Origin of the sequence: Paenibacillus sp. FSL F4-0122 (genome assembly GCF_038002845.1) — a bacterium.
GTDB lineage: Bacteria > Bacillota > Bacilli > Paenibacillales > Paenibacillaceae > Paenibacillus_AQ > Paenibacillus_AQ odorifer.
This window is the reverse complement of sequence record NZ_JBBODI010000001.1, coordinates 6,138,584-6,153,565: the sequence shown is the minus strand read 5'-3', so window position 1 is coordinate 6,153,565 and position 14,982 is coordinate 6,138,584. Positions and strand designations below refer to the sequence as shown.

Sequence of the window (14,982 nt, the reverse complement as noted above, 5' to 3'; positions counted from 1 at the left end):
AGGGTTGATTTGACGAACAAATCATCGTTTGTTACAATGACGGCATCAATTAGGAAAAGGATGAGGACGATGGTTCGTCGTTTGAAAAGGTTTAAGAATGTCGCTACTGCATCAAGCTTCTAAGTATAAATGAATTACATTACTTAGAAGCGAGGGAAAGAAAATGAAACAACATCAGTTCAGCCACTGGTCTGAAATTAAGTATTTAAAGGATATTGTCACCAACCCAATGATTGAGGTAGGAGAGTACTCTTACTACTCTGGTTATTACGATAATCTTGATTTTGAAGATGGGTGTGTTAGATACCTTTGGGGTGATGAACAATCAAGAAAGTTGTTTAATCCCAGTGAAGATTATGGTTGGCATTTAGATAAATTGATTATAGGAAATTATGTTTGTATTGCTAGTGGTGTAATTATTCTCATGGGTGGGAATCACAATCATCATCCTGAATGGATCACCGTGTATCCTTTTGTAGATCAGATTGCAAACTCTTACGAATCCAAAGGGGATACAATCATTGCAAGTGATGCCTGGATTGGGATGAATGCAATGATTATGCCCGGTGTGAAAATAGGCGAAGGTGCTATTGTTGCGGCAGGATCAGTTGTTGTAAAGGATGTCCCACCGTATACGATAGTGGGCGGCAATCCTGCTAAAGTGATCAAGCAACGGTTTACAGATCAAGAAATCGAAAAGTTAAAGGAAATGTGCTGGTTCGATTGGAAACGCGAGAAAATTGAACAAGCCACGTCTATCTTTTCAAGCTCATCTATTGATCAATTATATGACTTTTACCTTAAAGAAATAAAAAAATAACAAAATCAGAACAGGCTGCCGGTATATTCTGCAGCCTGTTCTTTTATCTGACAGGGTAGTTTAACAATAATCGTTTTTTACCAGATTAATCCTAATTAGTATGTTAATATAGGAATGGACTCATTTAATAAGTTAGGAGGAAATTATATTATGGCCTTACCTTTACAAATCCGTCGAATGACACAAAACGATATTGCTATTATACATACGGGGTTATCTGAGCATGACGTAAGCCAACCTCTTGATTATGTCCAGCGTTGTTGGCAAGAAAATCAAAATGAAAAGCGAGTTACAATTTTAGCTTTTTGTGAAAATGAGTTTGTTGGATGGGGACATGTGGTATACAGGTCGGAATATCCTTATTTTGCAGAGAATAATATACCTGAAATTCAAAACTTTGACGTCATCCCGCCATTTAGGAAACGTGGGGTAGGAAGTGTATTAATTGAAGCTCTTGAAAAAGATGCTTTTACTATATCTAATACTATTGGTATTGGATTTGGATTATACGCTGACTATGGAACCGCACAACGGATGTATATAAAGCGTGGTTTTATCCCTGATGGGCGGGGAATCATGTACGATAATAAGCCTGTTGAGCCTGGGGCACATGTTTGTGTGGACGATGATCTCTGCCTTTATCTAATAAAAACTATTGAGCAATAAAAGCAGCTCTTGTACGGGGGAGATAGATTCTGAAGTATATCGAATTTGGTCTTGGCAATACATGGCTTATTAGAACTGAAACGGAGTTAGAGGATGGAACGGAATATGAAGAAAAAGGCATAGTGAAACCGGTAAAGTTCCGCTCGTTATATTTTAGAGTTTGGATTGGCAAAACCGTAATCATTCTAGACTTAAGACAAGGCTTGAAAATAAGTAAGAAGAGTCGTAAAACGTTGAAGATTATTTTTGGTATAACAAGTCTTTAGGTTAAGTATGACAAGGTTGCCGTCTAAATGAACAAATGGAGGAGCAAGATGAACTCATTTTTAATACAAAAATATAGTCCGCAAAGAGATAAGGCGCAAATTGAACATATGTTACTTCACAATAAGGATTTATTAAAGAGTTTTTATCAAAATGAAGAAAGCAACAGAGAGAACATTGTGGTTGCCATTATGAATGATACATCCATAGGCTTTCTTTCATTTAACGGGTTTGGAAGAAAACCACAAGCAATCCTGTTTGTTAATAATGAGTATGACACAATGGAAGTCGGCTCCAAGCTTATAGAAGAATATGAAAACATGCTTATACATAATGAAACAGTAGAGCATACAGTATTCAATGTTCTTTCTAGCAATGCTCAATTAATCAGCGTTTTGGAAAAAAATAATTATCGCGTATACTTTGCCATCTATAATATGGAACGAACAGGCGCTCCCTTTCCTTCAGAGAATATCCTGGTTAGAAATTATGAGGAAAAGGATTACTTTGAATGGGACAGAGTTTGCGAATTAGCTTTTTATCATATGCGTCAACGTGTAGGAATGTATCCCTCGTTTTTTTATAAACCTGTGGAATGGGAACGGGAACAGTATGCGGAGAATAAAGATAATATGTTTGTAATGATAGTTGATGAAACGATAGTAGCAGTAGGCAAGATAGCAGGAAATAAAATAAGTATGGTTGCTATTTCGATAGAACATCAATCACGAGGTTATGGAAGATCTTTTGTGAAATTTCTTATTAATGAAATCATTAGTAGAGGTGAAGATAAGGTCATACTTGAAGTAGTGAAGGGGAATTTTGCGAAAGCCCTATATGAGAGCCTTGGGTTTAAAGAAACGGAAATATACCACAACTATATCAAGTATTTTAGACCTGACACGAGACTTAGCGCTCCACCTGAGAATTATTAAAAAACTCAAAAATATAATGACAAGCGAGGTTTATATGGATCAGCCAGAGATTTTGACTCAAGCGCTGTCTAAGTTTTATGAAGAACTTGAACGATCTAATTTACCGGTTAATACTTTTATGCTATTGCGAAAGGGAGAAGTTATTACCGAGTTTTATCGTCAACCGTATCGCAAAAACGTTCCCCAAATTTTATTTTCTCTGAGTAAGAGCTTTACATCTATTGCAGCAGGCATAGCATGGGATAACGGTTATTTTGAATTAACGGATAAAGTGGTTTCTTTTTTCCCAGATCAGCTTCCTAGCTCAATTTCACCTAATTTAGATAAGATGACGATACATCATCTTCTTTCCATGAATACGGGGCATAACAATAATATATATGGTGCGATAGCCAAGCAAAATGATTGGGTTCGTGCCTTTTTAGCTTTGGACGTAGAAGATGAACCGGGAAGTTATTACAATTACAATACACACGCCACTTATATGGTTTCGGCTATTATCGAAAAGACGACTGGAGAAAATCTTGTTGATTTTCTAATGCCAAGATTATTTGCCCCATTGGACATAGAAAGACCGGAATGGGAGACTTGCCCGTTAGGAATTGTTGCTGGTGGAATGGGACTAAGCATACCAACAGATGGAATTGCGAAATTTGGCCAGATGCTCCTCAATCAAGGGGTTTACAATAGCCGTAGAATTGTTTCTGAAGATTATTTAAAGCTGGCGCTAAATGAACAAAGCGATAATCGTTGGGGACAAAATAAGGCTGACTGGTCAAACGGATATGGTTATCAGTTCTTTATGTGCAGGAATGGATGTAAGATGGGGAATGGAGCTTTTGGTCAATTGTGTTTCATTGATCCGAGTCAAGAGATTGTGATTGCTGCAACTTCAAGTTTTACCGAGATGAAGAAGTTACAGGATTTTTTAGATATCATATATGCAAATTTACTGAACCATGATTGGTCAACGGATGTTTCTAACATTATTAAATCTCCTACATTTATCTCCTTAGTAGACAGGATAGTTAGAGTAGATTATAGATCGTACAGTGGAATTTATATCTTTGAAGATAATAAGCATAAAATTAAAGAATTAATACTGAAGTTTGAAGAAGATCACCTTAGTTTTTCTTTACTTTACGACGATCATTTAGATGAATTTAACTTCAATTTTTTAAAGCCTGCCTATGCAAAATGTTTATTTATTAAAGACTTATCCCTTAGTGAGCAGGAAGTTTGTACATCTGCAAGCTGGCAATATGCTGATTCTAAATTAATCCTCACGGTATATTACATTGAAACCCCTTACGTAGTTGATTACACCTTGAGTTTTAGCGGTAAAAAAATTGAATTGCATTTGCATAGGAATCTTTCCTTGGAGGATAGAGAAGACATAACTGTTATTGGTTGGGAGGGATGAAATGATCAAGGGTAAAGGATGGATGGCTGTTTTATTTTTGCTGTTTTCTTTAGTTTTTGTGGGAATCACACATCAGGGGACTATGTTTGGGGATTACCTCTTCAGAACCATTGGAATTCCGCCTTGGAGCGAGCCTGCGACAAACCATGGTTTACATTACTCAGCGATATTCGGGATCATTATGTTAATCGTCAGTGGGAGTTTAACTATAAAGCACTTTAGACAGCGTTATAAAAAATATGTAGGCAGAACCGTTTTGCTTGCTATCATCATTTTCATTACGTTATATCCATTTCTAACAGAACGATTGTATTATCTTGTGAATATGAACAATGAAGGAATTGAAGTTGTGGATTTTCTGGAAAAAGATTCGCACTGTATGTACGGTACTCAAGAGGATATAGTGAAGGTTCAATGTACAATCAGGCTAATCAACTATGGCGGGCAAAATGAAACCGTTATGATTCGTCCAATCTTTCGAGAGTACGGTAATTCTCAAGGGATTTGGTCATTCGCAGAGGTTCAGCCGCAAGAGATTACATTGTTACCAAGATCTAATATTAAACATAACATTCACTTTGAGAGTAAGCCTGATGCTCGGATCGCTGAATTCGGGGCGAACGGTAATACCGATTATTTTGGTGTGGAATTCGTCAAGGATGGACAGAAAAAGGTAGTCTTTAGGGACTGAATTGATAAAAAGATTTATGTCAGTTTTAGCTTTGGTATTATTACAGCTGAGCAGTAACGGAGGGGAAGGTTTGCAGTGACTGAACGACTGATAACAAAAGTAAACCAGCGCCTCGAAAGTGTGCGTGTGCTTGTTCAAGAAATGATCTTGTCTATAGGTAACGAACAACGGAAACAGGAAGCGTATGTTCACCTGTACGGAGTGTCTAGCTTCGCTTCATTGCTTGCCATGAAAAGAGAACAAAATCAGGAATTGGCAGCCATTATAGGACTGCTTCATAATTATTATTTCTTCAAAACCGGAGTCAAGGATTTTCCAGGTCCCAACAGTGCAGATACCGTAAGGCCTTTATTAAGAGACTTGAATATGTTCACCAATGAAGAGCTGACTCAAATTCTAAAGGCGATCTTCCATCAAGGGGATAGGAATAAAGTTAAGGGTCCCTATGAAGAGATTCTAAAGGATGCTCAAGTTCTACAATTACACTTGCAGAATAGGGACTGTAATGTAACACAACAGGACACGAATAGGCTTCGGAATGTACTTCGTGAAATGACGATTCCAGAGGATTTTTTGGAAGAGATAGATTACAGTAGCGGGGCTGAAGTTCACCAGCCTACGGATAAACGAGGCAAGTTGGCTAATATTGCTGAAGCATTTGGAAAAGAAAACATTGTTGGAATACCAGGAAACGAACGATATCGAGAAATCTGTAAATATTGGCCTGACCAAGGGATTTATAAAGTATTACAAAACAATTGGTGCGCAGCATTTGTATATTACTGCTGTATGCAAGCTGGCTTTCTGCTGCCGATTCGATATCCGAATGCTGATTTTCGATTAGCTGGCGTAGGGGCATGGTTAGAGTGGGCGCAACTACCTGAGACCGCATTTTTTTATTTTGACGGGCAAGAGGGGTTTACTCCTCAACGTGGTGATATTGTGATTTATGAAAAATTGCTAACTAATGACCCTCACGATCATACAGGTATTGTTTTAGCATGCGATGACAAAGAGATCTTAGTTGCTGAAGGAAATAGGGATAATCAGAATTATTCCAGTGTTTTCTACAGAGATCGCTGGCATTGCGTATATGGCTATATCCGCATCGCTAATGACTATGAATTTGAGTTTAATGGAGAGTATACTCCAATTAGTTGAGGATGAAGAAGATTGCTTAATGGGCGAGTGTAGGAATTATATACTTGCCTTTTAAAAATGTTAGAGTTATCATAGATTTCTAAAGTCGTTAATGGAGGTGCTGAATGAAATATTCCCAAGCGACAGATTATGCACTTCATGCAATGCTCTATATGGTGACGGTGGCGTCTGATAAGCCGGTGGGTGTTCAATTGCTTGCTGAGAAGCTGGGTGTTTCCCAAACCTATCTGTCCAAAATGATGACTAAGCTAGTGAAGGCTGGATTAATTCAATCTGCACCTGGCGCTAATGGTGGGTATCGTCTCAGACGCAAGTCGGAAGAAATCTCTTTTTTGGATATTATCCATGCAATCGAAGGAACGGCTTCCTTTTTTGAATGCAGTCTAGATCACGGAAGTGAATGTCTGATTCAACAGGTTGTGATTGACGCTGAGCGACAGATGGAGCAGTACTTAGAGAACACGAAAATTGCAGATTTGGCAAAAACGATGAAGACGGAGTAAAAATCCGTTCTTTTTTCGGGCTTATTAGAGATAATATAAATCCGTAATAACTTTAATATGGGTTTTGATACTAAAATGTGAAGTTTAAAACAATGGAGGATGATTACAATGACTGAAGAGCAAAAATTAAATGCCAAGAGGGCGACCTATGAAAAAACAACTCGTATTTCGATTCCCTCTTATGATTCATTATTTTCGATGATCCAATCTTATTTTCGCTTCGAATTAGGTGACATCCCTGTATCTTTGCTCGTGGTCGGTGCGGGGGGAGGAAATGAATTTTCGGCATGGGGTCCATCTAACCCAAACTGGACATTTACTGGAGTGGATCCTTCGGAAGATATGCTTAAGATCGCGAAGTTAAAGATAGATGAACTGGGCTTAGAGAGCCGTGTCAGTCTGATTCCTGGGACAATCGATGATCTTCCTCAGCAGGACTCAAAGTTCGATGTGGCAAGTTGTATTTTAGTCCTTCATTTCATTCATGATGTTCAAGAAAAATTGAAATTGCTTCGCTCCATAAAGGATAATCTGAAACCGGGTGCTCCATTTGTTCTCGTAAGTGCATATGGAGATTTGGATGATCCTGAACTCCACGACAGAATAAATGTATGGAAAAGCTTTTGGGTTGCAGGGTATGAATCTCCCGAAGCGTTTGATAATGTAAGTAGCAATATTACGAAAATTTCTTTTCTTCCTGAAAAACAAATTGAAGAGTTATTGAAAGAATCAGGCTTCACGAGAATCACTCGATTTTATTCTACTGGAATTATGGCAGGCTGGATGTGTCACGCGGAGTGACTTGAATACTTTCAGACTCAGATGACGTTATTTGCATATATTTAGCCCTTGGAGCATGATTTCGGACTCCAGTGCTGCTATTCCTTAAATAGAGGATGATATATGGTGATTATCAAGCTCATAGCGGCTATGGAGTCCGCGAGCACCCTTAATATAGGAAAAAGTAGCGCATAAGGTCAACTGTGTCCTATAGCGGCTTCGTTCGTGTGAATAATATCTAATCAAACCAAGTTTAAGGATTAGATCAGCGATCAGTTAGATTCAAAAAGTAAGGGTGCCCAACAGCCATTGTATGGCTATGGACACCCCATTGTTTTTAACGAAAGTGACTAATCTATACATGAAGCTTGTAACGATTTGCTTTGCTCATCTGCTGAATGTCTGCAAGTTCCTCCGAAGTGAGTGGAGCTACATCAGCAGCCATTACATTGCTTTTTAATTGCTCCAGACTGCTTGCCCCAGGAATAATAACGGCTACAGATGGATTAGCTAGTGGATAATGCAGCGCTGTTTGTGCAAGATTGCGAGAGTCGCTAGTTTCCTGTGAAAGCCGATCATGCAAATTCAGAAGTTCCTCACTACTGTAATCTAAGTAATTCTTTTCCGCCTTGCTGCGACCACGCTCTGATAGAATGCCCCCTGCTAAAGGTCCGCGTGCGATCATGCTAATTCCATGCTTAGCTAGCAGAGGAAGGATTTCTTCCTCAGGACGTCGATCTAAAATGCTATATTGGCTCATAACACTTACAATATTTGATTTTTTCACATATTCTCTAATTACATTAGGACGAATAGAAGAGATCCCATAATAGCGGATAAGACCCTCTTGCTTAAGTTCTTCAAAAGCTTCAATCGTTTCGTCAATTGGATCTTCAATAGTGCCGCCATGCAGCTGGTATAGATCGATGTAATCCGTTTGCAGCCGTTTAAGACTATCTTTGACTGCATTTTTAATATAGGCTTTTGAAGGGTCCCAGCTCCAGCCTTCTTGTCCGGGAATTCTGCGGTTGCCAACTTTTGTGGTCAGGATTACATCCTGTCGACGTTGACGAATGGCTTTGCCAATAATCTCTTCATTACGGCCCTCATCATAAAGATCTGCTGTATCAACAAAATTGATTCCTTGATCGAGTGCTTCATGAACAATGGAAATGGCTTTCGCCTCATCCGTACCCAAAGACATACAGCCAAGTCCTATTTCACTTACATGCAAATCGGATTGTCCTAAACGATTTTTTCTCATAGCGCATTCCTTTCTACTTCTGTTGTTGTTATATTATAACGTTTTGGAGAATTGAATTCTAATGGTGCTGCTGACTTCCATTGACTTTATGATCTTTTGGCTTTATCGTCATAGCATATATTATTTATTAGATGAAGATAGATAGGGAGAGATTTGATCATATGGAACAAGCGATGTTTGCAGGCGGATGTTTTTGGTGCATGGTGACACCGTTTGAGGAATTACCAGGCATTCATGGAATTGTATCGGGATATGCGGGAGGGTTAACTGAGAATCCAACCTACGAAGAAGTCAAAACCGGAACAACGGGGCATTACGAGGTTGTGCAGATTACGTTTGATCCAGCGCTTTTTTCATACGAGAAGCTGCTTGAATTATATTGGCCTCAGATTGACCCTACCGATGATGGTGGGCAATTCCAGGATCGAGGAACTCAGTACCGGACAGCGATCTTCTATTATAATGAAGAACAGCGGTTAGCGGCTCTTGCCTCGAAAGAACAGGTTGCGGGCAGCGGCAGATTCTCCGGTCCAGTCGTTACGGAAATTCTTCCGGCGCCAACTTTTTATCGTGCAGAAGAGTATCATCAGGATTATCATCATAAGAATCCTAAGCACTACAAAGAAGATCGGGAGCAATCCGGTCGGGATACTTTTATCGCAAAACACTGGTAAGCATTGAAAAATCTAGACCCAGAGCATCCTGAGTCATACATGGCTTACGGGATGCTCTTTTTGCATTATATACAAATTTTATTTATTTTAAATTCTACATACTTTCCACACATTTGTAGACTAAACTACTCTAAATCAAGCGAGAACATCACACAGGAGGGTTTAGGATGAAAAAAATCATACCATTTGTTGCCGTTAGTTTGCTTTTGAGTACAGTGATAACAAGCTGCCAATCAGGCAATAATGTTCCATCTAAGGTTAATTCGCATGCTAGTTCTGCAACGGTGGAGCCACCTTGGATAGCTACGAAGAATACTACTCGCATTAACACTTCAGATCCGATTCAAGCCGCAGTGTTAGTTTCTCAGACTTTATGGACTGCGCAAACAAAGAATAATAGACCCTCAAGTGTAGTTTTGACGGATGTGAGTAATTGGCAGATTTCCGCAGTTAGTGCAGATTTGATTCATCATCCCAGTAACGGCCCCGTCCTGTATACCGCAAAAGATGGGGTTCCTGAGGTTACCCTCGCAGAACTTAAGCGACTGAATCCAATAGGTGCTGATGGCAATAATGGGGTTCAGGTAGTGCTTGTTGGGCCTATGGCATCTAATGTAGAACAACAATTAAAGGCCATTGATTTAAAAGTAGACCGGATAGAAGGGGATGAGCCAGCGGCTGTAGCTCAGGCTATAGATACTTATTACGCTAAAGCAGCCGGCGAACTTCCAAAGTCGGTCATTATTGGTTCTATGGATAATCCTGAGTACACGCTGCCAGCAGTGAATTGGATCGCACATATGCCGGAACCTCTACTCTATGTAACCAAAGACGAAATTCCTAACTCAACGGTCGAGGCTTTAAAAGAACGTGGAGGTAGCGCAACTATTTATATCCTAGGACCAGAAGACATTGTCTCAGCAGATGTAGAAAAGCAATTAAAAGAATACGGAACAGTTACCCGTATAGCTGGACAAGATGTTTTTAAGAACGCTATAGCTTTTGCAAGTTTTAAGGATGCCAATAACGGATTCGGCTGGGGAATCACTACACCCGGTCATAACCTGTCTTTGTTAACCACGGATTCAACGATGCTCGCTATCGCCGCTGCGCCGTTTTCCCATTTGGGGAAACATGCGCCGCTTATTTTTACAGAAAAAGACGGGCTGCCAGATTCAGTAATGGAGTATATGATGGAGCTTCAACCTAAATTTCAAGATTCACCAGCGGAAGGTCCTTACAATCATGCTTGGATAACTGGAGATAACCTTGCAATAAATGAGCGAGCACAAAGTGAAATTGATGATATGCTAGAAATCTCACCTACTGCAGGAGGCAATCCGCATTCCGGCCACTAACCATAATCACAGGCTGGCATCATTTAGGGATGATGTCGGCTTGTTCTGTATTTTTTTGTATAATGAGAAGAACTAGGTCATAAAGAGGGTGAACGGCTTGAATAAGCTACAGATACTGATCGTAGATGATGAATGGAACATGCGGAATTTATTGCGGATTTATTTAAGTAAAGAAGGGATGTCTACAAAAGAGGCGTCAACGGGTCATGAGGCACTCCAACTGTTGAAACAACACAGCTTTGACCTAATCTTGCTGGATGTGATGATGCCGGATATGGATGGCTGGCAGGTCTGCAAGCTGGTGAGGGAGACAAGCTCTATCCCAATTCTAATGCTAACCGCACGTTCTGAAACCAAGGATAAGGTACGTGGTCTCGGTATAGGAGCAGATGATTATCTTACTAAACCGTGTGAGCCGGAAGAATTAGTGGCTAGGATTTATTCTCTGCTGCGGCGTTCAACACTTACATTTGCCCACCAACCTCAGGATAAGGTGCTCACATACCCTGATTTTAAAATATACCCAGAAGCTAGGGAGGTACATATTCAGGATACATCCATTGAATTCACTCTCAAGGAGTTTGATTTACTGGCTACTTTGGCGCAAAACACTACCCGGGTTTTTACGAGAGAAGAACTGGTGGAACGATTATGGGGGAATAATTATGAGGGGGAGAATCGTGTTATCGACACCCATATTAAGAATATCCGTGAGAAATTGCATAAGGCAGGCCTCTCCTATAATCCGGTTCAAACAGTGTGGGGGTTAGGTTATAAATTTCACGTTCCAGGTAATCTGGTATGAAAAATAACATCATCGGACTTAAGCTTGGTTATATTATAATGTCTGTTTTTTTAGTTGTTTTGCTTGTCCTTGGAATTACTATAGACCGGATGTTTACAAGCTTCTATTACAACGAGATGCAAAAAGAGACGGAGGAACTCACCTCACATTTTATCGGAATGGCGGAATCGCAGGATAGTTCAAATGAGCAGATGATGAGTACCTTTGCAGAATTTTCGGATGTCAGTATCTTTAATATCTCGAAGGATGGCAATGTGATACTCCACTCGGGTGTACATGATCGTTCGGATCGTTCATTCATCCAAGCTTCGGATGTTAGCCGGATTTTCGCTGGGAAAAGTGTTGATTTTGAGTATAAAGATCCTGCTGGACATTCTTATTTTATCATTGGAAAACCAATAATGGAGGGGGATACAACTCAGTCTGCACTTTATGTAATGTCCTCTACAGAGAGTATGAAGCAATCTTTGGCTTCCATCCGGAATCTGCTGCTGATTGCAGGAATAGGGGCTTTTATATTGGCTATAGGGATCACTGGTGTGATCGCCATGATTTTGTCCAGACCTCTGATCAAGATGCAAAAGGCAACCCGGAAAATCGCGGCTGGCGAGCTGGAAACGAGACTTTCTATACGTAGCAACGATGAGATTGGTTTTTTGGCAGAGGCTATAAATGATCTGGCTGTCGATCTGCAACGATACAGGGATACACGTCAGGAATTTCTGGCAAATATCTCACATGAGCTGAGAACGCCCATTACATATTTGGAGGGGTATACCAAGGTAATAAAAGATGGACTTTACGAGACCGAAGGGGAAAGAGATCTATACTTGGATATCATTCATCAGGAAGCACATCGGCTCCAGCATCTTGTGGATGATTTATTTGAACTGGCAAAGATGGAGGAAGGAAAGGTTACTCTTACCCAAGAGTGGATCGATCTCAGTCAGCTAGCGGAACAAGCCGTGCGCAGAGTTGAACTGAAAGCAAAGGAGAAGGGGTTACTGCTGAAGCTTCAGCTTAGCGGAGATGCGTATATGATCCGTGGAGATCAAAAACGTATGGAACAGATTATTATGAACCTTCTGGAAAATGCAATTCGTTATACGGATGAAGGTGAGATTATTGTTCATATGGAATTTGCAGCGGATGCTGCAACTCTAATAGTTGAAGATACAGGAATAGGTATTCCTGAGGAAGAGCTTCCCTATATCTTCGAGCGTTTCTACCGGGTAGAGAAATCACGTTCAAGACAATACGGCGGTTCAGGTCTGGGACTTTCCATTGTTAAAAAGCTGGTGGAATTGCATGGAGGCAAGATTCGAATGATAAGTCAGCCTGGAGCGGGTACTCGTTGCGAGGTGCAACTATTGAATCTATCTAAATCCGAATAAATGTAAGTAAAAAGAGACTTCAGATACAAAATGAGGTCTCTTTTTTGCTTGTTTATAATGTTATTGATTCGACTCAAGCTCTTCAAGTGCCCATTCGCAAAATTGTATAGAGCTCTCCATATCAAGCACACGTTTGCGGATCAGTAAATAACGTCCAAAAGTTGTGGCTTTTAACTCACGAGTCTCACCGCGTTCATCACGCAAGACTTCGTTTGCTTTGAGCAAAACCTTGTATCGCTCCAACTCACTCTTACAAAACTCTGCACGTTTTAGTAATAGGTCCTTGGCTTCTGCGGGGTTGGATAGCCATAAGCTATACAGCTTAAAATGCAGTTCATCCCGTAGCACCGGAGGCTCTGCAGTAGTTTCCACCCATTGCCGCAATTGCTCCAGTCCTGCTTCCGTAATGGAGTATTCTTTTTTATCCGGTTTGTCGGTCTGTTCAATGAGCTTAAAGGTGATATAACCTTGTTGCTCCATGCTCATTAATAGAGGGTAGATTTGACTATGTCCAGCACGCCAGAGCGGCTTGATATTCTGAGTTAATTCATATCCAGACAATGAGTTAGCGCTAAGTAAAGCTAGAAGTCCATAAGACAGTGTATTCATTACTATAAAGCCCTCCAGTTATTATAAATCCGTTTTCATTGAATTTTTCGGGGATATGTCATCATTGACATATTGATCATACGATTATAACATTATTCGAGTCACCTTATATATGTAAAAGTAGACATATAAAAAATAATGAGGAGGGGAAGCATGGAAGAAAATCAAGCAAGCAAAATACATTTTTGGCCGATCATGATTGCCATATTCTTCGGAAATTTCGTCTCTGTCTTAAGTACAACGACGATCAACATTGCTGTTCCTCTTTTAATGGATCATTTCAATACGAGTCTGAACACCATGCAATGGATGGTCACGGGCTTTATGCTGGCGACAGGAGTAACCGCACCACTCGCCGGATATCTCGGAGGAAGATTCAGCTACAAAAGGCTTTATCTTTTCGCCTTGATGGGATTCACCATGTTCTCTTTGCTTTGTGCTTTGGCATGGGATCCAACATCATTAATTGTATTTCGGATGCTTCAGGGTTCGTGCAGCGGTCTCATTATGGCTTGTACGATGACCATCATATTTCAAGTAATTCCGGGAGAACGCAGACCTTTTGCTGTAAGCCTCTGGTCGCTATCCGCGATGGTCGCGCCAGCCATAGGTCCGACGTTTAGCGGTTGGCTGCTCCAATATGCCAGCTGGCATTGGTTATTCTTAATTAACATTCCTATTGGAATTATAGCTGTTATTCTAACCCTAACGTTAATCCCATATTATCGAATGAATATTCCGAAGTCATTTGATATTCCTGGTTTCCTCACCGTTGTCCTCGGTAGTTTATCGTTATTAACCGCATTTAGCCAAGGCAACAGCTGGGGATGGACTTCATGGAAAACTTTATCGTTAATCCTTTTGGGGGTTGTGTTGTTAATTTTGTTTGTTTTGCGCGAGCTGAAGGCGGAGGTGCCTCTGCTGAATTTGCGTGTATTCCATAATCGCCGTTTTACCGCCATGCTTAGTATCTATAGTTTGGTTACGATTGCGATGTATGCCGGAACCTATTTAACCCCTTTGTTCTTACAAACGGTAGAAGGGGCTACAACGCTTAAAACAGGGCTGATTTTATTGCCGTCCTCGATCCTCCTTGCCTTACTGAGTCCAATCGTAGGTAAGCTGTATCCAAAGTTCGGACCTGTGAAGTTGATTTCTGCGGGTATTTTATTTATATTCATCGGTTTATTCATGCTTAGTCGGCTGCAAACGAACATATCTTATAGCTTTATTATGTGGGCGATGGTCGTTCGTAATCTCGGCATTGGACTAGCCAATGTTCCAAGCAGTACAGCCTCAATGGAGGAAATTCCCGTCGAATGGTCTGGGCATGCTACGTCGATCAACAACTGGGTCCGCAATGTGTTAAGCTCACTTGGGATTGCAGTATTCACATCCCTGTTGTCGAGTAGATCTTTACTCCACTCTAAAGAGTTGATCAGCTCCGGTGCAAGTAATACAGATTCGATACGTTTACTATCGTTCACGATGGGTGTGAATGATGTTTTTGTGGTAGGTTCCATTATCGTGTTGTTTGGATTTCCGCTGATGTTTTTATTACGCAAGAAGCGTACTGTGGTAACTGTACAAAGCGCGGGATAACCGGTACGAGAAAAAAAGCAGATCAAGGTTTTA

At 40.4% G+C, this 14,982-nt stretch carries 16 protein-coding genes; 14 read left to right on the top strand and 2 right to left on the bottom strand.

Features of this window, described 5'->3' with window-relative positions:
• Positions 1–163 precede the first annotated feature (163 nt).
• From MHH49_RS26855 to MHH49_RS26815, 9 genes are all read left to right on the top strand, one after another.
• A complete protein-coding gene (locus tag MHH49_RS26855; protein WP_038570785.1) occupies positions 164–820 on the top strand; it encodes a CatB-related O-acetyltransferase in 657 nt (218 codons plus the stop codon).
• 150 nt (positions 821–970) lie between these two features.
• Entirely contained in the window at positions 971–1,486 is a 516-nt protein-coding gene (locus tag MHH49_RS26850; protein WP_036678147.1) for a GNAT family N-acetyltransferase, read from the top strand.
• Positions 1,487–1,515: 29 nt separating this feature from the next.
• Entirely contained in the window at positions 1,516–1,752 is a 237-nt protein-coding gene (locus tag MHH49_RS26845) for a DUF3977 family protein (RefSeq protein ID WP_076141673.1), read from the top strand.
• A gap of 48 nt (positions 1,753–1,800) precedes the next feature.
• A complete protein-coding gene (locus tag MHH49_RS26840; protein ID WP_076099315.1) occupies positions 1,801–2,685 on the top strand; it encodes a GNAT family N-acetyltransferase in 885 nt (294 codons plus the stop codon).
• A 34-nt stretch (positions 2,686–2,719) separates the two neighbouring features.
• Positions 2,720–4,108 (top strand): serine hydrolase domain-containing protein, encoded by a 1,389-nt coding sequence (locus MHH49_RS26835; protein WP_340890807.1) that lies wholly within the window; start codon positions 2,720–2,722, stop codon positions 4,106–4,108.
• A gap of 1 nt (position 4,109) precedes the next feature.
• Complete coding sequence (locus MHH49_RS26830) at positions 4,110–4,799, top strand: hypothetical protein (protein ID WP_036678141.1); 690 nt, start codon at positions 4,110–4,112, stop codon at positions 4,797–4,799.
• A 75-nt stretch (positions 4,800–4,874) separates the two neighbouring features.
• Positions 4,875–5,960, top strand: coding sequence for a CHAP domain-containing protein (locus MHH49_RS26825; RefSeq protein WP_256715512.1), 1,086 nt, complete (start codon positions 4,875–4,877; stop codon positions 5,958–5,960).
• A gap of 104 nt (positions 5,961–6,064) precedes the next feature.
• Positions 6,065–6,463 carry an RrF2 family transcriptional regulator gene (locus tag MHH49_RS26820; RefSeq protein ID WP_036678138.1) on the top strand — a complete coding sequence of 133 codons (399 nt, stop codon included), beginning with the start codon at positions 6,065–6,067 and terminating at the stop codon, positions 6,461–6,463.
• Between the two features lie 108 nt (positions 6,464–6,571).
• A complete protein-coding gene (locus tag MHH49_RS26815) occupies positions 6,572–7,264 on the top strand; it encodes a class I SAM-dependent methyltransferase (protein ID WP_326048024.1) in 693 nt (230 codons plus the stop codon).
• A gap of 334 nt (positions 7,265–7,598) precedes the next feature.
• Here the strand turns inward: MHH49_RS26815 and MHH49_RS26810 are convergent, their stop codons facing one another.
• The gene (locus tag MHH49_RS26810) at positions 7,599–8,507 is read right to left on the bottom strand and encodes an aldo/keto reductase (RefSeq protein WP_076213268.1); all 909 of its coding nucleotides are present in this window, start codon (positions 8,505–8,507) and stop codon (positions 7,599–7,601) included.
• Positions 8,508–8,668: 161 nt separating this feature from the next.
• Here MHH49_RS26810 and msrA point away from each other — a divergent pair, with 161 nt between their 5' ends.
• The 4 genes from msrA (at position 8,669) to MHH49_RS26790 (ending at position 12,738) form a co-directional block, all read left to right on the top strand.
• A complete protein-coding gene (gene msrA, locus MHH49_RS26805; RefSeq protein ID WP_036678131.1) occupies positions 8,669–9,181 on the top strand; it encodes a peptide-methionine (S)-S-oxide reductase MsrA in 513 nt (170 codons plus the stop codon).
• 167 nt (positions 9,182–9,348) lie between these two features.
• A complete protein-coding gene (locus tag MHH49_RS26800; protein WP_340890815.1) occupies positions 9,349–10,539 on the top strand; it encodes a cell wall-binding repeat-containing protein in 1,191 nt (396 codons plus the stop codon).
• A 97-nt stretch (positions 10,540–10,636) separates the two neighbouring features.
• On the top strand, positions 10,637–11,344 hold the full coding sequence (locus MHH49_RS26795; RefSeq protein WP_170914243.1) for a response regulator transcription factor: 708 nt from the start codon (positions 10,637–10,639) through the stop codon (positions 11,342–11,344).
• The gene (locus tag MHH49_RS26790; RefSeq protein WP_036678128.1) at positions 11,341–12,738 is read left to right on the top strand and encodes a sensor histidine kinase; all 1,398 of its coding nucleotides are present in this window, start codon (positions 11,341–11,343) and stop codon (positions 12,736–12,738) included. The genes MHH49_RS26795 and MHH49_RS26790 overlap by 4 nt, the downstream gene beginning before the upstream one ends.
• 60 nt (positions 12,739–12,798) lie before the next feature.
• On the opposite strand, the gene MHH49_RS26785 is transcribed toward MHH49_RS26790, so the two are convergent.
• Positions 12,799–13,347 carry a PadR family transcriptional regulator gene (locus MHH49_RS26785; protein WP_076141670.1) on the bottom strand — a complete coding sequence of 183 codons (549 nt, stop codon included), beginning with the start codon at positions 13,345–13,347 and terminating at the stop codon, positions 12,799–12,801.
• 153 nt (positions 13,348–13,500) lie between these two features.
• Here MHH49_RS26785 and MHH49_RS26780 point away from each other — a divergent pair, with 153 nt between their 5' ends.
• Positions 13,501–14,949, top strand: coding sequence for an MDR family MFS transporter (locus MHH49_RS26780; RefSeq protein ID WP_341138664.1), 1,449 nt, complete (start codon positions 13,501–13,503; stop codon positions 14,947–14,949).
• The last annotated feature ends 33 nt before the right edge of the window (positions 14,950–14,982 follow it).